This window comes from Sphingobium sp. L-44, assembly GCF_056859495.1.
The window spans coordinates 125361-147660 of sequence record NZ_JBSXOQ010000121.1 but is presented as its reverse complement, the minus strand read 5'-3'; the positions used below and the strand labels follow the sequence as shown (position 1 = coordinate 147660).

Genomic DNA, 22300 nt, shown 5'->3' with positions numbered 1-22300 from the left:
TACCGTGCGGCGCAACACTTAAAATTTCGCCAATGCGATCTGCCCGACGCTTGCATCGCCCGACACGCTGGCCGACAAGATCGGCACCATGATGCTCAATTTCCTCGACGCGCTGCGCGCCGCCGGCATCCCCGCCAGCATCAAGGAGCATCTGTTGCTCCTGGAGGCGCTCGACCGCGACGTGATCGAGCGGCGACCGGAGGATTTCTATTATCTCGCCCGTGCCACCTATGTGAAGGACGAAGGGCTGATCGACCGGTTCGACCAGGTCTTTGCCCGCGTGTTCAAGGGGCTGCTGGGCCAGGACGGGGTCGAGGCGGAGATACCCGAGGAATGGCTGCGCCTGGTCGCGGAGAAGTTCCTCAGCCCCGAGGAGATGGAGAAGATCAGGTCGCTGGGCGACTGGGACAAGATCATGAAGACGCTCAAGGAGCGGCTGGAGGAGCAGAAGGAACGCCACCAGGGCGGCAGCAAGTGGATCGGCACCGGCGGCACATCCCCCTTCGGCCATGGCGGCTATAATCCCGAGGGCGTGCGGATCGGCGGGGAAAGCCGGCACAAGCGCGCGATCAAGGTGTGGGAAAAGCGCGAGTTCGCCAATCTGGACAGCAATCGCGAGATCGGCACCCGCAACATCAAGGTGGCGCTGCGCCGGCTGCGGCGCTTCGCGCGGGAGGGGGCGGCCGACGAGCTGGACCTGGACGCCACGATCCGCGGCACCGCGCGGCAGGGCTGGCTCGATATCCGGATGCGGCCCGAGCGGCACAATGCGGTCAAGCTGCTGCTGTTCCTGGACGTGGGCGGATCGATGGACCCGCATATCAAGCTGTGCGAGGAGCTGTTTTCCGCCGCGACCAGCGAATTCAAGAATATGGAATTCTTCTACTTCCATAACTGCCTCTATGAAGGCGTGTGGAAGGATAATCGCCGCCGCTTTGCCGAGCGCACCCCGACCTGGGACGTGCTGCACAAATATGGCCATGATTATAAGGTGATCTTCGTCGGCGACGCAGCGATGAGCCCCTATGAGATCAGCCATCCCGGCGGATCGGTGGAGCATATGAACGAGGAAGCCGGTGCCGTCTGGCTGCAGCGCGTCGCCCATACCTATCCCGCGACCGTGTGGCTGAACCCCGCGCCGGCGGAACATTGGGGCTATAGCCAGTCGACCCGCATCATCCGCGACCTGATGAACGAGCGCATGTATCCGCTGACGCTGGAGGGGCTGGACGAGGCGATGCGGGAATTGACGCGCAAGCGGTAAGATCGGCCTCCGCGGCGCGCGGGCATATCCGACAGGTCAAAGAGCCGTCCGCATTGTGGCGGAGGCGCGCGGTGTAGGACAGCGCGAATTTGCCGCCTTGAGGGCCGGCCGGTCAGGCAGATGACGCGACAGTTTGTTTCGGCCCGAAGTTCACAGTGTCGTCGGGCCATTTCAGGCCATTTGCACCTGTCACGCGCCCGCGACGCGACACCTACGCGCCTGTGACGCCACATTTGGGTCACGATCAGGGTCACCGTCCCGCACTATCGACGCGACAGTCAGGCGACAGGGACGCGACAGCGGCGCGACAATTCTGGACATGCTTGCGTGAGGGGGATGGCTGTTCATGGCCGGAGTAAATCATGAACGGGCCGAATAGGACAGAGGGTGTGCGGCCTTGGTCGGCTCGCGCTCGCAAAGCAAGAAAAGCGGGATGCCGGGTCAAGCCCGGCATGACGGGATGGGGATGGAAGATAGCGACCACTTGCGGACGTTTCCTACTCCCCTCCCTTTCAGGGAGGGGCTGGGGGTGGGTGCGCCGCGTAGCGGCGGTCTACGATCGATAGGGCAGAAGCTCGCTACGCTCGCCACCCACCCCAACCCCTCCCTGGAAGGGAGGGGCTATGTCTTGTTCCAACCCAACTCCGTCATCCCCGCTCAGCGTGGCGGATGGAGGCCGGGGATGTTGTCGATCGTGACCCAGCCCTGCACATAATTGGCATAATAGAGGCCGAACAGGACGGCCGAGAGCAGGGTGGCGCGGAGCATGACGCGGCCGGGGCGGAAGTTGCTGGGGGCGCTGTCCGCCTGGCCTTTCAGCAGTAGCTCGCCCGTCTCATCGGGCGTGCGCAGGCCGAAGGGCAGGACGAGGAAAGCGCTGATCACCCAGAACAGCACATAGATGGCGAAGATGGCGTACCAGTTCATCCGGCCCGCCCGTTATTGCAGCGCATGCCCCTATCCTCTCCCGTCATCGCGGCATTTCTTCGCTCGCCATGACGATTCAATCTTGATCGGCCCGAGCCTAGAGCGAGATGGCATGAGATCAACCCATGACGTCATTGCGAGCGTAGCGAAGCAATCCACCGGCGGGAGATGGATTGCTTCGCTACGCTCGCAATGACGAGCCCGCCTGATATCATCTCGCTCCAGATGTTTCCGGCTACGTGCGAAAGCGTAGTCCGCATCTGCCCGAAGGTCGGACGCGAACGGCGCTCTGGCCTAAATCATGCGCGGATCAGCAGCACGTCGACGATCGGCTTCTTGCCGGTCCAGCGGGTGGCGGTGCGGCGCACGGCGAGGCGCAGGCGTTCGCGCAGGGCTTCCTGCTCCATCGATCCCTTGGCGACGGCCGCCGCCGCTTCCTCGGCCGCTTCGGCGAGGAAGGCATCCTTGTCTTCCTCCACCGGCACGCCCTGGGTGCGCAGCACGGGTTCGCCGATCAGGCGGTTCTTGGCGTCGAGCGCCACGGCGACGCTGATCTGGCCGTGCAGGCCGAGCTTGCGCCGTTCGTTCATGGTCGCGCCGTCGGCGGGCAGGATGACATCGCCGTCGAGCACCAGACGGCCGGTATCCTCATGCCCAATGATCGTCGGCTTGCCCGGTGCCAGGCGCAGCAGATCGCCGTTCGACTGGACCACGGCATCGGGGATGCCGGTGGCGAGGCCAAGCCGCGCCTGTTCCGCCATGTGGCGACGCTCGCCATGAACCGGCAGCAGGATGGCGGGGCGGATCCAGCGATACATGGATTCCAGTTCCGGACGGCCCGGATGGCCCGAGACATGGACCTCGGCCTGGCGGTCGGTCACCATGATGATGCCCTTGGTCGCCAGCGCATTCTGGATACGGCCGATCGCGATCTCATTGCCCGGAATCTGCTTGGACGAGAAGACGACGGTGTCGCCCTCGGCCAGCTTGATCGGGTGGCTGTCAAAGGCGATGCGCGACAGGGCGGCGCGTGCCTCGCCCTGGCCGCCGGTGGCGATGAACATCACTTCGGAGCGGGGCAGGTCCATCGCATCGTCCCAGTCGACCAGCGGCGGGAAATCCTTGAGATAGCCAGCGGCCTTGGCGGTGCTGATGATGCGGTCGAGCGAGCGGCCGGCGACGCACAGCTTGCGCCCGGTGGCGGCCGCGACCTCGCCCAGCGTCTGCACGCGCGCAGCGTTCGACGCGAAGGTGGTAACCAGCACCCGGCCCTTCGCCGCTGCGACGGTCTGCATCAGGCCATCTCGAACGGTGCTTTCAGAACCCGATGGTTCTGGATTGAAGACATTGGTGCTGTCGCACACGAGGGCCAGCACGCCCTCGTCACCAATCGCGGTCAGTTCCTCCGGAGTGGAGGGCTGGCCGAGCAGCGGGGCGGCGTCCAGCTTCCAGTCGCCGGTGTGGAAGATGCGGCCGTGCGGCGTGTCGATCAGGACGGCATTGCCCTCCGGGATCGAATGGGCCAGCGGCACATAGCGGAAGCCGAACGGACCGAGATTGAAGCTGCCCTCATTCTCGATGACGTGGAGCTTCACCTCCTTGGTGAGGCCTTCCTCTTCCAGCTTCAGCCGGATCAGGCCGGCGGTGAAGGGCGTGGCATAGAGCGGCACGCCTAGGTCCGCCGCCAGATAGGGGATGGCGCCGATATGGTCTTCATGGCCATGGGTCAGCACGATGCCGAGCAGGTCGTCCTTGCGCTCCTCGATGAAGGCAAGGTCGGGCAGCACCAGCTCGACGCCGGGATAAAGCGGGTCGGCAAAGGTCAGGCCGAGATCGACCATGACCCATTTGCCCTGGCAACCATAAAGATTGACGTTCATGCCGATCTCGCCCGAGCCGCCAAGGGCCAGGAAGAGCAGCTCGTCCTTGGGTGTCATTCTGTCTGAAAACTCCGTTCGTACAGCAATGCGAGGCCCTGGATCGTCAGGTCGGGCGCGATCGCATCGAAAATATCGCTATTGTCATTGAAGAGGACGGCGAGTCCTCCGGTCGAAATCACTTTGGTCGGGCGGCCAATCTCGGCCCGCATCCGGGCGACCAGCCCCTCCATCATCGCCACATAGCCCCAGAAGACGCCGATCAGCATGGCGTCGGCGGTAGTCCGACCGATAACTGATCGGTTCTCTGGCGGGGCGATCGCGATGCGGGGCAATTTGGCCGCGGCTGCCACCAGCGCATCGAGCGACAGGTTGATGCCCGGCGCGATGATGCCGCCCTTATAGGCGCCGCGATAGTCCACCACATCGAAGGTGGTCGCCGTGCCGAAGTCGATGACGATCAGGTCGCCATCATAAAGATGGTGAGCCGCGATCGCGTTTACAACCCGGTCGGCGCCGACCGAGGCGGGTTCGGCCACGTCCAGTTCGATGCCCCAGTCGACCAGCCCCTGGCCGGCGACCAGCGCGGTCGTCTTGAAATATTTGTCGGCCAGCACCTGAAGATTATGGAGCGCGCGCGGCACGACCGTGGCGACGATCACCGCGTCGACATCGGCCATGGCATAGCCTTCCAGCATCAAAAGCTGGTTCAGCCACACGGCATATTCGTCGGCGGTGCGGCGCGGGTCGGTGGCGATGCGCCAGCGCGTCTTGATCTCGCGGCCGTCGAGCAGCGCGAAAACGACATTGGTGTTGCCCGCGTCGATCGCGAGAAGCATGGCCGAACCCTCAGATGAGAAAGATATCGCCGGCATGAATGGCACGGGTGTCGCCATTCGCCAAGCGCAGGATCAACATGCCCTGGCTGTCGAGCGTGCCGAAGCCACCCTCCACCACGTCGCCGTCGGGCTGGACGACGCGCATCGGCGTGCCGGTCGGATGGGCGTTGAGCAGCCAGTGGGCGCGCACCGGATCAAGCCCCTGGGCGCGCCAGATCGCCAGCCAATGGCCGAAAAGCTGGGCGAGGCGCTCCAGCAGCGCAGCGGCGTCCGCCCCCTCCCCGGTCGCGCCTTGCGCTGTTAGGCTGGTGACCGGACGGTCGAGCCCTTGCGGGAAATGGGTGACGTTGATGCCGATGCCGACGACCACGGCATCGCCGGTGCGTTCCAGCAATATGCCGGCGATCTTCGCGCCGTCGACCAATATGTCATTGGGCCATTTGATCCGCGCCTGTCCGGCACAGAGCGGCGCGACCAGCGCATGGACGGCGTTCGCCGCGACTAGCGCCAGCGTGTGCGCCATCGGGTCGCCCGGCTGCAGCCGGATCAGGGTGGAGCAATAGAGATTGCCGACCGGGCTTTCCCACGCCCGGCCCAAACGACCGCGGCCTCCGGACTGTCGCTTTGCGCGCAGCCAGAGGCCCTCGGTTTCACCCTGCTCCGCCAATGCCAGCATGTCGGCATTGGTGGAGCCGGTTTCTTCTACGGTGCGAAACTGCGTCAGAACAGCGATGCCGCCGCAGCCGCGCTGGCCTTGTCCAGCAGCGGGTTGAGCAGATAACCGAAGACGATCACGATGGCGCAAGCGGCCATGATGATATTCTCGACCGCCCCGCCCTTTGCCTCATAGGGCGCGGCCGGCTCGTCGAAATAGATCGTCTTAATGATCTTGAGATAATAGAAGGCGCCGATCACCGACATAGCGATGCCGAAGGCGGCGAGCGCGGTCAGGTTGGCGGCGACCGCGGCATCGAACACCAGGAACTTCGCCCAGAAGCCGAACAGCGGCGGGATACCGGCCATCGAGAACATGAAGATCGCGAAGGCGGCCGACAGGCCCTTGCGCGACTGCGACAGGCCGGCGAGGCTGGCGATCGTGTCGACCGGCTTGCCGTCGGCATCCCGCATCTGAAGGATGCAGGCGAAGGCGCCGATGGTCATGACGACATAGATCGCCATGTAGCTCATCGTCGCGGCAACGCCGGCGGGCGTGCCGGCGGCGAGGCCAACCAGCGCGAAGCCGACATTGTTGATCGACGAATAGGCCATCAGACGCTTGATGCTGGTCTGGCCGATCGCCGCGACCGCACCGAACAGGATCGACGCGAGCGCAACGAAGATGATGATCTGCTGCCAGTCGAGGCCAGCCGGGCCGAGCGCTTCGATCGCGACGCGGACCATCAGGCCCATCGCGGCGACCTTGGGCGCGCTGCCGAAGAAGGCGGTGACCGGGGTCGGCGCACCTTCATAGACGTCGGGCGTCCACATGTGGAACGGCACGGCGCTGATCTTGAAGGCGAGGCCGGCAAGCACGAAGACCAAGCCGAACAGTTCGCCCTTCGACACGCCGTCGCCCATGGCGATGGCAATGCCGTCGAACGCGGTCGAACCGGTGAAGCCGTAGAGCAGCGAGATGCCATAGAGCAGGATGCCGCTGGCCAGCGAACCGAGCACGAAATATTTCAGGCCCGCTTCCGACGACTTTTCGTCCTGGCGCATGAAGCTGGCCAGCACGTAGGACGCGAGGCTGTTCATTTCCAGGCCGACATAGAGCGTCAGCATGTCGCCGGCCGAGACCATCATGCCCATGCCGATGGCGGCAAAGATGATCAGGACGGCATATTCGGCACGCAGCGCGCCGCCGGTGGCGAAGAAGCGCGGGGCCAGCAGGATGGCCGCACCGGCCGCGCCATAGATCAGCGCCTTGGCATAGACCGAGAAGGCGTCGGCACGGACCAGGCCGTCGAACGCGACCGGGCCATGCGCCATCGAGGTGCAGAGGCTGAGGCCGGCGGCGAGCAGTGCAAGCACTGCCAGCCAGTTGACGGCATAGGTCGAGCGGTCACCACCGAAGGCGGCGATCAGCATCAGCACCAGGCCAGAGCCGGTGAGGATGAGTTCCGGCAGTACGGCCAGAAGGGAAGCGGTTTCGATCATTAGTGCGCCTCCCCGTGCGCAGCGGCTTCTTCATGATGGCCCTCGCCTACCGGCTTGGGCGCACCCATCTTGATCTGGGAATCTCCTGCGGGAGCCGCAGGGGCGAGACGCGCTTCGAGCGCGCGGATGTCGGGACGCATCGGGGCCAGGAAGCTTTCCGGATAGACGCCCATCCAGAGCACCGCCGCGGCGATCGGGGCGAGCAGCCAGATTTCACGCGCCGACAGGTCGGGCATGGCGGCGGCATCGGCGTTCACCTGATCGCCGTAGCAGATGCGGCGATAGAGGTAGAGCATATAGGCCGCACCCAGGATGATGCCGGTGGTGCAGATCAGCGCCGCCCAGGTCGAAACCTGATAGATGCCCATCAGCGACAGGAATTCGCCGACAAAGTTGCTGGTGCCCGGCAGACCGACCGAAGCCATGGTGAAGAGCAGGAACAGCACGGCGTAGCGCGGCATGTTGATCGCAAGGCCGCCATAGCGGTTGATCTCACGGGTGTGCAGCCGGTCATAGATGACGCCGACGCACAGGAACAGCGCGCCCGAGACGAGGCCGTGGCCCAGCATGACCATCATCGCGCCTTCCAGGCCCGCCTGGTTGAAGGCGAACAGGCCGATGGTGACGATCGCCATGTGCGCGACCGACGAATAGGCGATCAGCTTCTTCATGTCCGACTGAACCAGCGCGATGAGGCTGGTATAGACGACGGCGACCATCGACAGGCCCCAGACCCAGGGCGCGAGCTGCGCCGAGGCTTCCGGGAACATCGGCAGCGAGAAGCGGATGAAGCCATAGCCACCCATCTTCAGCAGCACGCCTGCCAGGATGACCGAACCGGCGGTCGGCGCCTGAACGTGCGCGTCGGGCAACCAGGTATGGACCGGCCACATCGGCATCTTCACCGCGAAGCTGGCGAAGAAGGCGAGGAACAGCCAGATCTGGATCTTCGGATCGAAGTTGTAGGCCATCAGGTCGGGGATGCGGGTCGTGCCGGCCTCATGCACCATCCACATCATCGCGATCAGCATCAGGACCGAGCCGAGCAGCGTGTAGAGGAAGAATTTGTACGAGGCGTAGATACGGTTCGCACCACCCCAGATACCGATGATCAGATACATCGGGATCAGGCCGGCTTCGAACATGATGTAGAAGAGGTAGAGATCCTGCGCGGTGAAGACGCCGATCATCAGCACCTCCATGAACAGGAACGCCGCCATATATTCGCCGACGCGCTTGTTGATCGCGTTCCAGCTGGCGCCGATGCAGATCGGCATCAGGAACACGGTCAGCGCGATCAGCAGCAAGGCGATGCCGTCGATCCCGAGCGCCCACGCGAAGCGGCCGAAGATCGGCGCATATTCGGTGAACTGCCACTGGGCGCCTGCGCCCGACTGATCGAAGTTGACCCACAGGACGATGCCCAGGACCAGATCGACCAGCGTGGCGATCAGCGCAATCCAGCGCGCATTATTGGCGCCAGCGAAGAGGCAGGCGATGGCACCAGCCATCGGCACTGCCATCATCAGGGAGAGGATGGGGAAGCCGTCCATTATCGTGTCATCGCCCAGGTTGCAGCCGCGGCGAGGCCAATCAGCATCACCAGCGCATAGGTGTAGAGGTAGCCGGACTGAAGCCGACGGGTGATCTTGTTGCCCTGCACGACCAGAGCAGCCAGCCCGTTGGGGCCGAAGCGGTCGATGAAGCCGACGTCACCGAACTGCCAGAAGAAGCGGCCGATGGCGAAGGCGGGCTTGACGAACAGGAAGTTGTACAGCTCGTCAAAATACCACTTGTTGAGCAGGAACTGGTGCAGGGCGCCGAAGGTGGCGACGAAGCGCTGCGGCCAGTCGGTGTTCTTGATGTAGGCCAGCCAGGCAATGACCAGGCCGGTCAGCATCACGGTGAACGGACCGAACTTGACCCAGGTCGGCACTTCATGCGCGGCGTGCATCAGGTGGCTGTCGAACGCCAGGGCGCCCTTCCAGAACTCGATGCCCCCTTCCGGACCAATGAACTGGTCGTGGAAGACGAAGCCGGCGAACACGGCGCCCAGGCTGAGCACCAGCAGCGGGATCAGCATGACCAGGCCGCTTTCATGCGGGTGGTAGCCACCGGTGCCGTCGCCAGCGTCATGGGCATGATGGTCATGGCCATGGCCGGCATGGGCGTGATCGTCATGGCCGTGGCCGTGATCGTCATGCCCATGGGAGTCATGGAGGGCATGCTGGATATGTTCCGACTGGGTCCAGCGCGGCTTGCCGAAGAAGGTCAGGAAGACCAGGCGCCAGCTGTAGAAGCTGGTCAGCAGCGCGGCGAACACGCCGACATAATAGGCACCGATGCCCGCACCGCCCGAAGCGAAGGCCGCTTCGAGAATGCCGTCCTTCGAATAGAAGCCGGCGAAACCGACGCCGACGAGCGGCAGGCCGACGCCCGTGATGGCGAGCGTGCCGAGCGTCATGGTCCAGAAGGTTACCGGGATCTTCTTACGCAGGCCGCCATAGTAACGCATGTCCTGCTCATGGTGCATCGCATGGATGACCGAGCCGGCGCCCAGGAACAGCAGCGCCTTGAAGAAGGCGTGGGTGAAGAGGTGGAACATCGCCGCGCCATAGGCGCCGCAACCGGCCGCAAAGAACATGTAGCCCAGCTGAGAACAGGTCGAATAGGCGATGACGCGCTTGATGTCGGTCTGCACGGTGCCGACGGTGGCGGCGAACAAACAGGTGGCGGCACCGACATAGGTGACCACGGTCAGCGCGGTCGGCGACATTTCGAACATCGGCGACAGGCGGCAGACCATGAAGACGCCGGCGGTGACCATGGTGGCCGCGTGGATCAGCGCCGACACCGGGGTCGGGCCTTCCATCGCGTCGGGAAGCCAGGTGTGGAGGCCGAGCTGCGCCGACTTGCCCATCGCGCCGATGAACAGCAGCAGGCAGAGCACGGTCATGGTGTCGAAGCGGTGCCCCAGGAAGCCGATGGTCGAACCCGCCATCGAGGGAGCCATTTCCAGGATTTCCGGGATCGAGATGGTATTGAACACCAGATAGGTGCCGAAAATGCCCATCATGAAGCCAAGGTCGCCGACGCGATTGACGACGAACGCCTTGATCGCGGCCGCGTTGGCCGAAGGCTTGCGGAACCAGAAACCGATCAGCAGGTAGGAGGCCAGACCCACGCCTTCCCAACCGAAGAACATCTGCAGCAGATTGTTCGCGGTCACGAGCATCAGCATCGCGAAGGTGAAGAGCGAGAGATAGGCGAAGAAGCGCGGCTGATCCGGCTCTTCGTCCATATAGCCCCAGCTATAGAGGTGGACGAGGCTGGACACGCTGGTGATGACCACCAGCATGACCGCCGTCATGGTGTCGACCCGCAGCGCCCACTGGGCATCGAAGCTGCCGCTTTCGATCCAGGTGAAGACGGGCGCGACATAGGGTTCGGCGTGGCCGGTCAGGAAGCTGATGAAGATCGGCCAGGACATGGCGCAGGCTGCGAACAGCGCGCCGGTCGTGACGATCTTCGCCGGGATCTTGCCCAGGGCCTTGTTGCCAAGGCCGGCGATGGCTGCGGCGAGCAGCGGGAGAAGGACGATAAGCTGGATCATGGGATTTGGCTCAGCCCTTCATCCGGTTGACATCGTCGACGGCGATGGTGCCGCGACCACGGAAGTAAATGACGAGGATGGCGAGGCCGATGGCCGCTTCACCCGCCGCGACGGTCAGCACGAACATCGAGAAGACCTGGCCCACCAGATCGCCCAGGAAGGCGCTGAAGGCGACGAGGTTGATGTTCACGCTGAGGAGGATCAGCTCGATCGCCATCAGGATGATGATGACATTCTTGCGGTTGATGAAGATGCCGAGCACCCCCATCACGAAGAGGATGGCGCTGACCACCATATAATGTTGAAGGCCGATCACAGCTCCACCCCCTGCCCCACGGGCTGATTGATGTTGCGCACGGCGTCCTGCGGACGACGGCGGTTCTGCTTGGCAACATTCTGACCACGGACGCCGCCACGGGCACGATGGGTCAGCACGATGGCGCCGATCATCGCGACCAGCAGGACGATACCCGCCGCCTCGAACAGGAAGATGTAGCGGGTGTAGAGAATGCCGCCGATCGCCTGGATGTTGGAAAGTTCCGGATTGGCCGGGGCCGCACGCTGCGCGAGTTCGATCGGGCCGGCGCTCCACAGGCCGATGCCCAGAACGATTTCCGCCAGCAGCACCAGCGCGATCAGCAGGCCGAACGGCAGATAGCTGACGAAGCCGGCGCGCAGTTCGGCGAAGTCGATGTCGAGCATCATGACGACGAACAGGAACAGCACCGCGACTGCGCCGACATAGACGATGACAAGCAGCATCGCGATGAATTCGGCGCCGAGCAGGATCATCAGACCGGCAGCGTTGAAGAAGGCCAGGATCAGCCAGAGGACCGAGTGGACCGGGTTGCGCGACAATATCGTGAGCGCGCCGCTGCTCACCACCAGAATGGCGAACAGGTAAAAGGCGAGGACGTGGATCACAGGTTCATATTCCCTTTGACGCCGGCGGCTTAACGATAGGGGGCATCGGCAGCAAGATTGGCAGCGATGGCACGCTCCCACTTGTCACCGTTTTCCAGGAGCTTGGCCTTGTCGTAGATCAGCTCCTCGCGGGTTTCGGTCGCGAACTCGAAGTTCGGGCCCTCGACAATCGCATCGACCGGGCAGGCTTCCTGGCAGAAGCCGCAATAGATGCACTTGGTCATGTCGATGTCGTAGCGCGTGGTGCGGCGGCTGCCATCGTCGCGCGGCTGCGCCTCGATGGTGATCGCCTGCGCCGGACAAATGGCCTCGCACAGCTTGCACGCGATGCAGCGCTCTTCCCCGTTGGGGTAGCGGCGCAGCGCATGTTCACCACGGAAACGCGGCGAAATCGGGTTCTTCTCATAGGGGTAGTTGATCGTCGCCTTGGGCTTGAAGAAATACTTCAAGGTCAGCCAGTGCGCCTTCACGAACTCCCAGAGGGTGAAGCTTTTGACGTAGTAACCGAGGCTCATTGTGCGCCTCCATAGCGCGTCAGCATGAGGAAGCCCGAAACCAGGAAGACGAAGAAGAGCGAGGTCGGCAGGAAGATCTTCCAGCCCAGCCGCATCAGCTGGTCATAACGGTAGCGGGGCACCGTCGCCTTCACCCAGGAGAAGACGAAGAAGAAGAAGGCGATCTTGAGCAGGAACCAGATGATGCCCGGCACCAGATAGAGCGGCGCCCAGTCGAACGGCGGCAGATAGCCACCCCAGAACAGGATCGCGTTGAGGCCGCACATCAGGATGACGTTGGCATATTCGCCGAGCCAGAACAGAGCGAAGGCCATCGACGAATATTCGGTCTGGTAACCCGCGACCAGTTCGGATTCCGCTTCAGTCAGGTCGAACGGCGCGCGCGCCGTTTCCGCCATGGCCGAAATCAGGAACATGATCGCCATCGGGAACAGCAGCGGGTTGAAGCCGTTGCCGTTGAGGAAGCCGTAATAGCCCTTCTGGCTTTCCACGATCGCCGACATGTTGAAGCTGCCGGCCCACAGCACGACGGTGATCAGGATGAAGCCGATCGAGACTTCATAGGAGATCATCTGCGCGCTGGCGCGGATCGCGGAATAGAAGGGATATTTGGAGTTGGACGCCCACCCCGCCAGAACCACGCCATAGACGCCGAGCGACGAGATGGCGAGGATGTAGAGCAGGCCGACATTGACGTTCGACACCATCACGCCGACGCCGAAGGGGATGACGGCCCAGGCCATCAGCGCCACGGTGAAGGTGATGATCGGCGCGATCAGGAACAGGGCCTTGTTCGACGCCGAGGGAACGATGGTTTCCTGCAGGAAGACCTTGAGGCCGTCCGCGAAGGACTGAAGCAGGCCCAGCGGGCCGACGACGTTGGGACCACGGCGCAGCGCCATGGCCGCCCAGATCTTGCGGTCGGCATAGATGATCATGGCGACGGCCAGCATCAGCGGCAGTGCGATGACCAGGATACCGATAATGGTCGAAAGCAGCCATGCGCCCTCGAAAGGCAGGCCAAGGCCTTGGAAGAAAGCGGTCACTCTGCGGCCTCCGCGAAGCTTTCACCATGGATCAGCTCGGCCGAGCATTGCTGCATCGTCGGGCTGGCGCGGCAGATCGCGTTGGTGAGGTAGAAATCCTTGATCGGCGAACCCAGTTCACCGGTCGCACCGGTCGGCAGCGACGGGACCGACCAGCCATAGTTGGCGATACCTTCGACGCCGAGCGCCGGAACCGCCTTGACCATTTCGGCGCGCAGCGCGTCGAAGCTGTCGAACGGCAGCTTGGCACCCAGCGCTTCCGACAGGGCGCGCAGGATCGACCAGTCCTCGCGGGCATCGCCCGGCGCGAACACGGCCTTTTCACCGAACTGCACCCGGCCTTCCAGGTTGACGTAGGTGCCGGCCTTTTCGGCGTAGCTTGCGCCCGGCAGGATCACGTCCGCCGCATGGGCGCCCTTGTCGCCATGATGGCCGACATAGACCTTGAAGCTGGTTTCGAAGGCCGAATAGTCGACTTCGTCGGCGCCGAGCGAGAAGAGCAGCTTCGGCGCGGCCGCAGCCACCGCCTTGATGCCGCCCTTGGTTGCATAGCCCAGCATCAGGCCGCCCATGCGGGCCGCTGCGAAGTGCAGGACGTTGTAACCGTTCCAGCCGTCCTTGATCAGGCCCAGCGTATCGACCAGCGCCAGCGTGTCGCCATGCGCGCCGTCCTTGGCCAGCACGCCGCCACCGACGATCATCGCCGGACGGGCAGCGCCCTTGAAGGCTTCGAGCACGGCGTCCGGCAGCTTGGCCAGCAGCGACGCGTCATTGCCCAGCCATTCGACCTTGTAAGTCAGGTCGAATTCGGGACCGACGGCGAAGACCTTCGCGCCCTTCTTGATCGCCTTGCGGATGCGGGTGTTCACCAGCGGCGCTTCCCAGCGCAGGTTGGTGCCGACCAGCAGGATGACGTCCGCGGTTTCGAGATCGGCGAGCGGCGTGTTGAACACCACCGAAGACAGGCTCGACACGTCGTAGGACAGGCCGGTCTGACGGCCTTCCAGCAGCGAACCGCCGAGCTTTTCGACCAGCGCGCGCCCTGCGAACATGGTTTCGCAGTCGAGCAGGTCGCCGGCGATCGCCGCGACGCTGCCGCCATGCTGGACGGCGGCGACGGCGGCGAAGGCTTCCGCCCAGGTCGCCGGAACCAGCTTGCCATCCTTGCGGACGAACGGCTTGTCGAGACGCTTGCGGACCAGACCGTCGACATTGTGACGGGTCTTGTCGCTCGCCCACTCCTCGTTCACATCGTCATTGATGCGCGGCACGGCGCGCAGCACCTGACGACCACGGCTGTCGAGGCGAATGTTGGTGCCGAGCGCGTCCATAACGTCGATCGCATGGGTTTTCTTGAGTTCCCACGGACGCGCTTCGAAAGCGTAGGGCTTGGCGGTCAGCGCGCCGACCGGGCACAGGTCGACCACATTGCCCGACAGTTCGCTCTTGGCGGCATGTTCGAGATAGGTGGTGATCTGCATATTCTCGCCGCGATAGATGGCGCCGATTTCCGGCACGCCCGCGACTTCCTCTGCAAAGCGCACGCAACGGGTACACTGGATGCAGCGGGTCATGACCGTCTTGACGATCGGCCCCATATTCTTCTCGGTGACGGCGCGCTTGTTCTCGTCATAGCGCGACGAACCACGGCCATAGGCCACCGACTGATCCTGCAGGTCGCACTCGCCACCCTGGTCGCAGATCGGGCAATCCAGCGGGTGGTTGATGAGCAGGAACTCCATCACCCCTTCGCGGGCCTTCTTGACCATTTCGCTGTCGGTGCGGATTTCCTGGCCTTCGGTGGCCGGAAGCGCGCACGAAGCCTGCGGCTTGGGCGGTCCGGGCTTCACCTCGACCAGGCACATGCGGCAATTGCCGGCGATGGAAAGGCGCTCATGATAGCAGAAACGGGGGATTTCCTTCCCCGCCTGCTCGCAAGCCTGGAGGACTGTGGCGCCCGCCGGGACTTCGAGTTCTACGCCGTCTACTTTGACCTTCGGCATGGTTACTCCGCTGCCTCCATGACGGGGGCACTACCCTTGTTCTCGTTGATCCGGCGCTCGATTTCCGGACGGAAGTGCCGGATCAGCCCCTGGATCGGCCATGCCGCTGCGTCGCCAAGCGCGCAGATGGTGTGGCCTTCAACCTGCTTGGTCACCTGGAACAGCATGTCGATTTCGCTCTGGTCCGCGTCGCCGGTGCGCAGACGCTCCATGACGCGCCACATCCAGCCCGTGCCTTCGCGGCACGGCGTACACTGGCCGCAGCTCTCATGCTTGTAGAAATAGGAGAGACGCGAAATGGCGCGGACGATGTCGGTCGACTTGTCCATGACGATGACAGCGGCGGTGCCCAGGCCCGAGCCCAGCGCGCGCAGACCGTCGAAGTCCATCGGTGCGTCCATGATTTCCTTTGCAGGAACCAGCGGCACCGACGACCCACCCGGAATGACCGCGAGCAGATTGTCCCAGCCGCCACGGATGCCGCCGCAATGGCGATCGATCAGTTCGCGGAACGGGATCGACATCGATTCCTCGACGACGCAAGGCTTGTTCACATGACCGCTGATCTGGAACAGCTTGGTGCCGCGATTGTTCTCGCGACCGAAGCCGTTGAACCAGGCAGCGCCGCGACGCAGGATCGTCGGCGCAACCGCGATCGATTCCACGTTGTTCACCGTGGTCGGGCAGCCATAGAGGCCCGCGCCGGCCGGGAAAGGCGGCTTCAGGCGGGGCTGGCCCTTCTTGCCCTCGATGCTTTCGATCTGGGCGGTTTCCTCGCCGCAGATGTAGGCGCCGGCGCCACGATGGACGAACACGTCGAAATCATAGCCCGACCCGCAGGCATTCTTGCCGATGAAGCCCTTTTCATAGGCCTGCTCGACGGCGGCGAAGAGCACCTTCGCCTCGTAGATGAACTCACCGCGGATATAGATGTAGGCGGCACGCGCCCGCATCGCGAAACCGGCGATCAGCGCGCCTTCGATCAGCTTGTGCGGATCGTGGCGGATGATTTCGCGGTCCTTGCACGAACCCGGTTCGGATTCGTCGGCGTTGATGACCAGGAAGCTGGGACGGCCGTCCTTGCTTTCCTTGGGCATGAAGCTCCACTTCATGCCGGTCGGGAAGCCGGCGCCGCCGCGGCCGCGCAGGTTCGACGCCTTGATGGTGTCGATGATCGCGTCCTGGCCGATTTCCATCAGCTTCTTGGTATTGTCCCAATCGCCACGCTTCATCGCGGCGTCGACGCCCCAATCCTGGAAGCCGTGGACGTTGGTGAAGATGCGGTCCTTATCGGACAGCGGCCCGACGAAGGGCGCCGGTGCGGGTGCATCGGTCATGCCGTCGCTCCTTCGTTCCATTGACCGCGATAGTCGTGATTTTCGCCGACCATCTCCTTGAGGGTGGTCGGGCCACCTTCCGGCGCGCTGGTCTGGCGATCGATCTGCGGGCCGATCTTGGGCTGGCCGCCGGCGGCCAGCGTTTCCAGGATGGCGATGGTGCTGTCGTAGGTCAGATCTTCGAAATTATCGTCGTTGATCTGGACCATCGGCGCGTTGGCGCAGGCACCAAGGCATTCGACCTCATTGAGGGTGAACAGGCCGTCGGGGGTCGTGCCGCCCTTGACCAGACCCTTGTTCTTGCACGCGGCAAAGACATCGTCCGACCCGCGCAGCATGCACGGCGTCGTGCCGCAGACCTGCACATGGTAGCGGCCGACCGGCGCCAAATTGTACATGGTGTAGAAGGTCGCGACCTCATAGACGCGCATGTACGGCATATCGAGCTGACGCCCGATATATTCCATGACCGGGACCGGCAGCCAGCCATTGGTCTGCGTTTCCGCACCGACCTGACGCTGGGCCAGGTCGAGCAGCGGCATCACCGCCGACTGCTGGCGACCGGCGGGATAGCGCGCGATGACCTTCTTGGCCTGCTCGGCATTTTCGGGCGTCCACTCGAACGCGCCCCAGCGCGCGCGGGTTTCGGCCTCATCGGGGATATGAACTGCGTCAGCCATTATCGGTCACATTCTCCGAACACGATGTCCATCGCGCCCAGTACAGCGGTTGTATCGGCCAGCATGTGGCCCTTCATCATGAAGTCCATCGCCTGCAGATGGCTGAAGGCGGTCGGGCGGATCTTGCAGCGATAGGGCTTGTTGGAGCCGTCGCTGACCAGATAGACGCCGAATTCGCCCTTCGGGCTTTCGGTCGCCACATAGACTTCGCCCGCGGGGACGTGGAAGCCCTCGGTATAGAGCTTGAAGTGGTGGATCAGCGCTTCCATCGACTTCTTCATCTCGCCGCGCTTGGGCGGGGAGACCTTGCGGTCGAAGCTGGCGATCGGGCCTTCGGGCATTTCGCTGAGGCACTGCTTCATGATGCGCGCGGACTGGCGCACTTCCTCGACGCGGACCATGAACCGGTCATAGCAGTCGAACGCGGTGCCGACCGGAACGTCGAAGTCCATGCGGTCATAGACGTCATAGGGCTGCGCCTTGCGGATGTCCCAGGCGATGCCCGAGCCACGCAGCATGGGACCGGAGAAACCCCACTTCAGCGCGTCTTCCTTGCTGACGATCGAGATGTCGACATTGCGCTGCTTGAAGATGCGATTGTCGACGACCAGGCTCATCGCATCCTCGAACAGGCGCGGCAGACGGGTGTCGAGCCAGTCGGCGATGTCGGTCAGCAGCTTGAGCGGCACGTCCTGATGCACGCCGCCCGGCCGGAAATAGGCCGAATGCATGCGGGCACCCGACGCGCGCTCGAAGAAGTTGAGGCAGTCCTCGCGGATTTCGAACAGCCACAGGTTCGGCGTCATCGCGCCGACGTCCATGACGTGCGAACCCAGGTTCAGCATGTGATTGCAGATGCGGGTCAGTTCCGCGAAGAACACGCGCAGATATTGCGCGCGCAGCGGCACTTCCAGGTTCAGCAGCTTTTCGACCGCCAGGACATAGCTATGCTCCATGCCGAGCGGCGAACAATAGTCCAGCCGGTCGAAATAGGGCAGCGCCTGCATATAGGTCTTGTGCTCGATCAGCTTTTCGGTGCCGCGATGCAGCAGGCCGACATGCGGGTCGCAGCGCTCGACGATTTCACCGTCCAGCTCCATGACCAGACGCAGAACGCCGTGCGCCGCAGGGTGCTGCGGACCGAAGTTGATCGTGTAGTTCTGGATTTCCGTGTCACCATAGGCCGGGTCGGCCGCATCGGTGACATGATCCATCTTTTCGAGATAGTCGGACATCAGGCCTTACCTTCGGGCTTGGCAGCCCCCTTGCCTTCATCGGTTTCGGCGGCGGGCTTGGCCGGCGCATCGGCCGACTTTTCCTCGGCCTTCTTGTTGGCGGCATCGCCAGCACCGGTGTCGGCCTTGCTTTCCGTCGCCTTGGGCGTGGGTGCAGCTGCGGGCGCAGGAGCCGGCGCGGCAGGTGCCGCCGCCTTCTCGTCGCCGGGCAGCACATATTGCGCGCCTTCCCAGGGCGACATGAAGTCGAAGCTGCGGAAGTCCTGGGCCAGCTTCACCGGCTCATAGACGACGCGCTTGTCTTCTTCGGAATAGCGCAGCTCGACATAGCCGGTCAGCGGGAAGTCCTTGCGCTGCGGATGCCCCTTGAAGCCATAGTCGGTCAGGATGCGACGCAGGTCGGTATTGCCATCGAAGATGACGCCATACATGTCGAACACTTCGCGCTCCAGCCAGCCGGCGACCGGCCAGAGGTGCGTGACGGTCGGCACCGGCGTATCCTCGTCGGTCGAAACCTTGACGCGGACACGGTGGTTCCGCGTGACGCTGAGCAGGTGATAGGCGACCTCGAACCGGTCCGGACGTTCCGGATAGTCGACGCCGGCGATTTCCATCAGCTGCTGGTAATGCGCCATGTCGCGCAGCGCGACCATGGCATTGGCCAGGTCGTCGCGCGCGACAACGAAGGTCAGCTCGTCGGCATGATCGATGGTTTCGATCAGCATCGAACCCAGCAGGGCGCCGATTTCCTCGGCAATCGCTTCGGGGTTCACGATCTTGGGTGCAGAATGGCCCATATTAACGCTCAATCGTCCCGATCCGGCGGATCTTCCGCTGCAGCTGCATGATGCCGTAGAGCAGAGCTTCGGCAGTGGGCGGGCAGCCCGGCACATAGATGTCGACCGGCACGATGCGGTCACAGCCACGGACGACCGAATAGCTATAGTGGTAGTAACCACCGCCATTGGCGCAGCTGCCCATCGAAATCACATATTTCGGGTTGGACATCTGGTCATAGACCTTGCGGAGCGCCGGGGCCATCTTGTTGCACAGCGTGCCCGCGACGATCATCACGTCCGACTGGCGCGGAGACGCGCGCGGCGCGGCGCCGAAGCGCTCCATGTCGTAGCGCGGCATGTTGACGTGGATCATCTCCACGGCGCAGCAGGCCAGACCGAAGGTCATCCACCACAGCGAACCCGTACGGGCCCACTGGAACAGTTCCTCGGTCGAGGTGACAAGGAAGCCCTTGTCGCTGACTTCACTGCTGAGCGCGTTGAAGAAGTCCTGGTCGGGCTGCGTCCCCATCGGCGGCATGGTGCCGGGAATGGGGCTGGTCAGTTCTACTCCCAATCGAGTGCTCCCTTCTTCCACGCATAGACGAGGCCGAGCACCAGCTCCGCTATGAAGATCATCATCGTCGCCCAGCCGGCCCAGCCGATCTGGTCAAGGCTCACCGCCCAGGGAAAGAGGAATGCCGCTTCCAGGTCGAAAATGATGAACAGGATGGCGACAAGGTAGAAACGCACGTCGAACTGGCTGCGCGGCTCTTCAAATGCGGGGAAGCCGCATTCATATTCGGACAGCTTGGCAGGATCGGGCTTGTGCGCACCGGTCAGGCGGCCAACCAGCATCGGCAAGAAGACGAAGGTGCTGGAGAGCAGCAGAGCGATCCCGAGAAAGATCAGGATCGGCAGATATTGGCTGAGATCGACCAATGGAATCCCCTGGGCGAAAATTGTTCTGGGGGGCCTTTAGGCCTGCTGCATATGCGAAGCAAGGGGCGAACCCATGAGAATGATTCGCAACAATTGCAAAGGCTTGATCGCGTTACCAAAAGCGCAAGAGACGATTGCCGCAGACACAAAAAAACAGGCGCCGGACCACCTCTGGAAGTCCGAAGACTCGCCGCGGTGGGCCGACGCCCTTTGCTCTTAAACCAGAAGCTTAGCCGAGCCTGATTCACGCTATCGGCGGAAGCGCGAAGCACCTCCCCCAATCGCGACCAGACTCTTAGCGCAGCGCGCCGGCCACCAGCTTGTGCAGCTTGCTGTGGGTCGCGTCGTTGCCCGCGATCACTTCCTTGCGGTCGATCATCTGGTCGCCGCCGCGGAAGTCGCTGACGAAGCCGCCGGCCTCGCGCACCATCAGGATGCCGGCTGCCACGTCCCAGGGCTGGAGGCCACTTTCCCAGAAGCCGTCATAGCGGCCCGAGGCGACATGAGCGAGGTCGAGCGAGGCGGCACCGAAGCGACGCAGGCCAGCGACCGAAGGCGCCACCGCACCGAAGATGCGCGTCCATTCGGCCATGTTGCCATGACCCATGAACGGAATACCGGTGGCGATCAGGCAGTCAGCAAGGTCACGGCGGGCCGAGACGCGCAGACGCTGGTCATGACGCCAGGCGCCGCGATTCTTTTCCGCCCAATAGCTTTCGTCGGTGACCGGCTGGTAGATCAGGCCCGAGGTCACTTCGCGCTTGCCGCCGAACAAAGGCTCCTCGACCGCGATCGAGATGGCGAAGTGCGGGATGCCATGCAGGAAGTTGGTGGTGCCGTCGAGCGGATCGATGATCCAGCGCGGCTTGTTGGGATCGCCTTCGATTACCCCGCCCTCTTCCAGCAGGAAGCCCCAGTCGGGACGCGCCTTCTGCAATTCCTCGACCAGCGTCTGCTCGGCCTGCTTGTCGGCCTTGGACACGAAGTCCGCCGGCCCCTTGCGCGACACCTGCAGATGCTCGACCTCGCCGAAGTCGCGGCGCAGCTTGGAGCCGGCCTTGCGGGCGGCGCGTTCCATGACGGTGAGAAGGCCGGAATGGGATACCATGTAAAATCTCCGCCGCCCCGGTGGGCGGCCTTTGCTTTATTTCTTGGGGGCGGGCTTGGTGGCGGCCGGACGATAGCCACAGGTGCCGGCGATCACCGCCAGCATCTGCGAGGGATCCTTGCGGTTCACCTTGCCCGGATTGCCCGCGATCACCTTGTCGGTCGCCGCACTGATCTGCGACAGCGAATTGCTGTAGAGGCATTCGAACAGCGCGGTCTTGACCGGCTGTTCGACGTCCTTCGACTCCAGCGCGCTGCTGATGACCTGCAGCACATAGGCCGCACTGTCGATCTGCGCCTTGGACGGCTTGTTGACCGTCTGGGCAGGGAGCGCAGCCGGCACAGCGCCGATCGCGAGGATGGCGGCAACTGCCGTGCTGCGCCCGAACCGCATCAGTCGGCCCGCTTCACATATTCGCGCTCATAGACATCGACCACGATGCGCGTGCCGGTGACGATGTGCGGCGGAACCATGACGCGGACGCCATTGTCGAGGATCGCCGGCTTGTAGCTGGCCGATGCGGTCTGGCCCTTCACCACGGCGTCGGCTTCGACGATGGTCGCTTCGACCGTCTCGGGCAGTTGGACGCTGATCGGACGTTCTTCATACATTTCCAGCATGACCATCATGCCGTCCTGCAGGAAGGCAGCGGCGTCGCCGACCAGGTCCATCGGCAGGTTGATCTGGTCATAGGTTTCGGTGTCCATGAACACCAGCATGTCACCCTCGGGGTAGAGATACTGGAAATCCTTGGTGTCGAGGCGGATGCGCTCGACGCTCTCGGCCGAGCGGAAGCGGACATTGTTCTTGCGGCCATCGATCAGGTTCTTCAGCTCCACCTGCATATAGGCGCCGCCCTTGCCGGGCTGGGTGTGCTGAATCTTGACGGCGCGCCACAGGCCACCCTCATATTCGATATTGTTGCCGGGACGAATGTCCACGCCGCTGATCTTCATGGGAAGAGCCTGCCTATATGTCTGAATGTGGAAAAGAGCCGGCCTCTGCGAGGCTGGCCGCGCCTTTACCGCGAGACGGCGCCAAGGGCAAGAGGGCGGCG

Annotated in this window: 22 protein-coding genes; 1 reads left to right on the top strand and 21 read right to left on the bottom strand. The window is 63.4% G+C overall.

The genetic code is table 11. The features are described 5' to 3' along the window. The first annotated feature begins 88 nt into the window (after positions 1-88). Positions 89-1264: a vWA domain-containing protein gene (locus AC13EK_RS23085; RefSeq protein WP_069335856.1), complete on the top strand. Its 1176-nt coding sequence runs from the start codon at positions 89-91 to the stop codon at positions 1262-1264. A 657-nt stretch (positions 1265-1921) separates the two neighbouring features. On the opposite strand, the gene AC13EK_RS23080 is transcribed toward AC13EK_RS23085, so the two are convergent. The 21 genes from AC13EK_RS23080 to efp all read right to left on the bottom strand — a co-directional run bounded on the left by AC13EK_RS23080 (position 1922) and on the right by efp (position 22199). Next, the gene (locus tag AC13EK_RS23080; RefSeq protein WP_007714730.1) at positions 1922-2191 is read right to left on the bottom strand and encodes a DUF1467 family protein; all 270 of its coding nucleotides are present in this window, start codon (positions 2189-2191) and stop codon (positions 1922-1924) included. Between the two features lie 299 nt (positions 2192-2490). Further along, positions 2491-4128, bottom strand: coding sequence for a ribonuclease J (locus AC13EK_RS23075; protein WP_037507521.1), 1638 nt, complete (start codon positions 4126-4128; stop codon positions 2491-2493). After that, a complete protein-coding gene (locus AC13EK_RS23070) occupies positions 4125-4907 on the bottom strand; it encodes a type III pantothenate kinase (protein WP_069335853.1) in 783 nt (260 codons plus the stop codon). Before AC13EK_RS23070 ends, AC13EK_RS23075 begins: the two co-directional genes overlap by 4 nt. A gap of 10 nt (positions 4908-4917) precedes the next feature. Continuing rightward, positions 4918-5631 (bottom strand): biotin--[acetyl-CoA-carboxylase] ligase, encoded by a 714-nt coding sequence (locus tag AC13EK_RS23065; protein WP_268801826.1) that lies wholly within the window; start codon positions 5629-5631, stop codon positions 4918-4920. Beyond that, complete coding sequence (gene nuoN, locus AC13EK_RS23060; protein WP_069335851.1) at positions 5628-7064, bottom strand: NADH-quinone oxidoreductase subunit NuoN; 1437 nt, start codon at positions 7062-7064, stop codon at positions 5628-5630. The genes AC13EK_RS23065 and nuoN overlap by 4 nt, the downstream gene beginning before the upstream one ends. Then, positions 7064-8617, bottom strand: a complete 1554-nt coding sequence (locus AC13EK_RS23055) for an NADH-quinone oxidoreductase subunit M (protein WP_007714750.1) — start codon at positions 8615-8617, stop codon at positions 7064-7066. The genes nuoN and AC13EK_RS23055 overlap by 1 nt, the downstream gene beginning before the upstream one ends. Beyond that, positions 8617-10677: an NADH-quinone oxidoreductase subunit L gene (gene nuoL / locus AC13EK_RS23050; RefSeq protein WP_069335850.1), complete on the bottom strand. Its 2061-nt coding sequence runs from the start codon at positions 10675-10677 to the stop codon at positions 8617-8619. The genes AC13EK_RS23055 and nuoL overlap by 1 nt, the downstream gene beginning before the upstream one ends. A 10-nt stretch (positions 10678-10687) precedes the next feature. Further along, positions 10688-10993: an NADH-quinone oxidoreductase subunit NuoK gene (gene nuoK, locus AC13EK_RS23045; protein ID WP_004211745.1), complete on the bottom strand. Its 306-nt coding sequence runs from the start codon at positions 10991-10993 to the stop codon at positions 10688-10690. After that, complete coding sequence (locus AC13EK_RS23040) at positions 10990-11601, bottom strand: NADH-quinone oxidoreductase subunit J (RefSeq protein ID WP_004211740.1); 612 nt, start codon at positions 11599-11601, stop codon at positions 10990-10992. The genes nuoK and AC13EK_RS23040 overlap by 4 nt, the downstream gene beginning before the upstream one ends. Before the next feature lie 29 nt (positions 11602-11630). After that, positions 11631-12116 (bottom strand): NADH-quinone oxidoreductase subunit NuoI, encoded by a 486-nt coding sequence (nuoI, locus tag AC13EK_RS23035; RefSeq protein WP_004211738.1) that lies wholly within the window; start codon positions 12114-12116, stop codon positions 11631-11633. After that, positions 12113-13162, bottom strand: coding sequence for an NADH-quinone oxidoreductase subunit NuoH (nuoH, locus tag AC13EK_RS23030; protein WP_017501781.1), 1050 nt, complete (start codon positions 13160-13162; stop codon positions 12113-12115). The genes nuoI and nuoH overlap by 4 nt, the downstream gene beginning before the upstream one ends. Continuing rightward, positions 13159-15165: an NADH-quinone oxidoreductase subunit NuoG gene (gene nuoG, locus AC13EK_RS23025; RefSeq protein WP_069335849.1), complete on the bottom strand. Its 2007-nt coding sequence runs from the start codon at positions 15163-15165 to the stop codon at positions 13159-13161. The genes nuoH and nuoG overlap by 4 nt, the downstream gene beginning before the upstream one ends. 2 nt (positions 15166-15167) lie before the next feature. After that, entirely contained in the window at positions 15168-16502 is a 1335-nt protein-coding gene (nuoF, locus tag AC13EK_RS23020; protein ID WP_004211735.1) for an NADH-quinone oxidoreductase subunit NuoF, read from the bottom strand. Continuing rightward, positions 16499-17182: a complex I 24 kDa subunit family protein gene (locus AC13EK_RS23015; protein ID WP_004211734.1), complete on the bottom strand. Its 684-nt coding sequence runs from the start codon at positions 17180-17182 to the stop codon at positions 16499-16501. Before AC13EK_RS23015 ends, nuoF begins: the two co-directional genes overlap by 4 nt. After that, complete coding sequence (locus tag AC13EK_RS23010; RefSeq protein WP_069335848.1) at positions 17182-18417, bottom strand: NADH-quinone oxidoreductase subunit D; 1236 nt, start codon at positions 18415-18417, stop codon at positions 17182-17184. The genes AC13EK_RS23015 and AC13EK_RS23010 overlap by 1 nt, the downstream gene beginning before the upstream one ends. After that, positions 18417-19214, bottom strand: coding sequence for an NADH-quinone oxidoreductase subunit C (locus AC13EK_RS23005; protein ID WP_069335847.1), 798 nt, complete (start codon positions 19212-19214; stop codon positions 18417-18419). The genes AC13EK_RS23010 and AC13EK_RS23005 overlap by 1 nt, the downstream gene beginning before the upstream one ends. Position 19215: 1 nt before the next feature. After that, on the bottom strand, positions 19216-19770 hold the full coding sequence (locus AC13EK_RS23000) for a NuoB/complex I 20 kDa subunit family protein (protein WP_004211730.1): 555 nt from the start codon (positions 19768-19770) through the stop codon (positions 19216-19218). Further along, positions 19761-20135 (bottom strand): NADH-quinone oxidoreductase subunit A, encoded by a 375-nt coding sequence (locus AC13EK_RS22995; RefSeq protein WP_004211729.1) that lies wholly within the window; start codon positions 20133-20135, stop codon positions 19761-19763. Before AC13EK_RS22995 ends, AC13EK_RS23000 begins: the two co-directional genes overlap by 10 nt. A gap of 295 nt (positions 20136-20430) precedes the next feature. Continuing rightward, the gene (locus AC13EK_RS22990) at positions 20431-21243 is read right to left on the bottom strand and encodes an inositol monophosphatase family protein (RefSeq protein WP_004211727.1); all 813 of its coding nucleotides are present in this window, start codon (positions 21241-21243) and stop codon (positions 20431-20433) included. A 36-nt stretch (positions 21244-21279) separates the two neighbouring features. Next, positions 21280-21636, bottom strand: a complete 357-nt coding sequence (locus AC13EK_RS22985) for a hypothetical protein (protein ID WP_069335846.1) — start codon at positions 21634-21636, stop codon at positions 21280-21282. Further along, on the bottom strand, positions 21636-22199 hold the full coding sequence (gene efp / locus AC13EK_RS22980) for an elongation factor P (protein ID WP_004211725.1): 564 nt from the start codon (positions 22197-22199) through the stop codon (positions 21636-21638). Before efp ends, AC13EK_RS22985 begins: the two co-directional genes overlap by 1 nt. Between the last annotated feature and the right edge of the window lie 101 nt (positions 22200-22300).

Bases quoted from the DNA above. Each gene is read 5' to 3' on its own strand.
- AC13EK_RS23085 (WP_069335856.1), top strand. From the start codon at position 89: ATGATGCTCAATTTCCTCGACGCGCTGCGCGCCGCCGGCATCCCCGCC.
- AC13EK_RS23080 (WP_007714730.1), bottom strand. From the start codon at position 2,191: ATGAACTGGTACGCCATCTTCGCCATCTATGTGCTGTTCTGGGTGATC.
- AC13EK_RS23075 (WP_037507521.1), bottom strand. From the start codon at position 4,128: ATGACACCCAAGGACGAGCTGCTCTTCCTGGCCCTTGGCGGCTCGGGC.
- AC13EK_RS23070 (WP_069335853.1), bottom strand. From the start codon at position 4,907: ATGCTTCTCGCGATCGACGCGGGCAACACCAATGTCGTTTTCGCGCTG.
- nuoN (WP_069335851.1), bottom strand. From the start codon at position 7,064: ATGATCGAAACCGCTTCCCTTCTGGCCGTACTGCCGGAACTCATCCTC.
- AC13EK_RS23055 (WP_007714750.1), bottom strand. From the start codon at position 8,617: ATGGACGGCTTCCCCATCCTCTCCCTGATGATGGCAGTGCCGATGGCT.
- nuoL (WP_069335850.1), bottom strand. From the start codon at position 10,677: ATGATCCAGCTTATCGTCCTTCTCCCGCTGCTCGCCGCAGCCATCGCC.
- nuoI (WP_004211738.1), bottom strand. From the start codon at position 12,116: ATGAGCCTCGGTTACTACGTCAAAAGCTTCACCCTCTGGGAGTTCGTG.
- nuoG (WP_069335849.1), bottom strand. From the start codon at position 15,165: ATGCCGAAGGTCAAAGTAGACGGCGTAGAACTCGAAGTCCCGGCGGGC.
- nuoF (WP_004211735.1), bottom strand. From the start codon at position 16,502: ATGACCGATGCACCCGCACCGGCGCCCTTCGTCGGGCCGCTGTCCGAT.
- AC13EK_RS23015 (WP_004211734.1), bottom strand. From the start codon at position 17,182: ATGGCTGACGCAGTTCATATCCCCGATGAGGCCGAAACCCGCGCGCGC.
- AC13EK_RS23010 (WP_069335848.1), bottom strand. From the start codon at position 18,417: ATGTCCGACTATCTCGAAAAGATGGATCATGTCACCGATGCGGCCGAC.
- AC13EK_RS23005 (WP_069335847.1), bottom strand. From the start codon at position 19,214: ATGGGCCATTCTGCACCCAAGATCGTGAACCCCGAAGCGATTGCCGAG.
- AC13EK_RS22990 (WP_004211727.1), bottom strand. From the start codon at position 21,243: ATGGTATCCCATTCCGGCCTTCTCACCGTCATGGAACGCGCCGCCCGC.
- AC13EK_RS22985 (WP_069335846.1), bottom strand. From the start codon at position 21,636: ATGCGGTTCGGGCGCAGCACGGCAGTTGCCGCCATCCTCGCGATCGGC.
- efp (WP_004211725.1), bottom strand. From the start codon at position 22,199: ATGAAGATCAGCGGCGTGGACATTCGTCCCGGCAACAATATCGAATAT.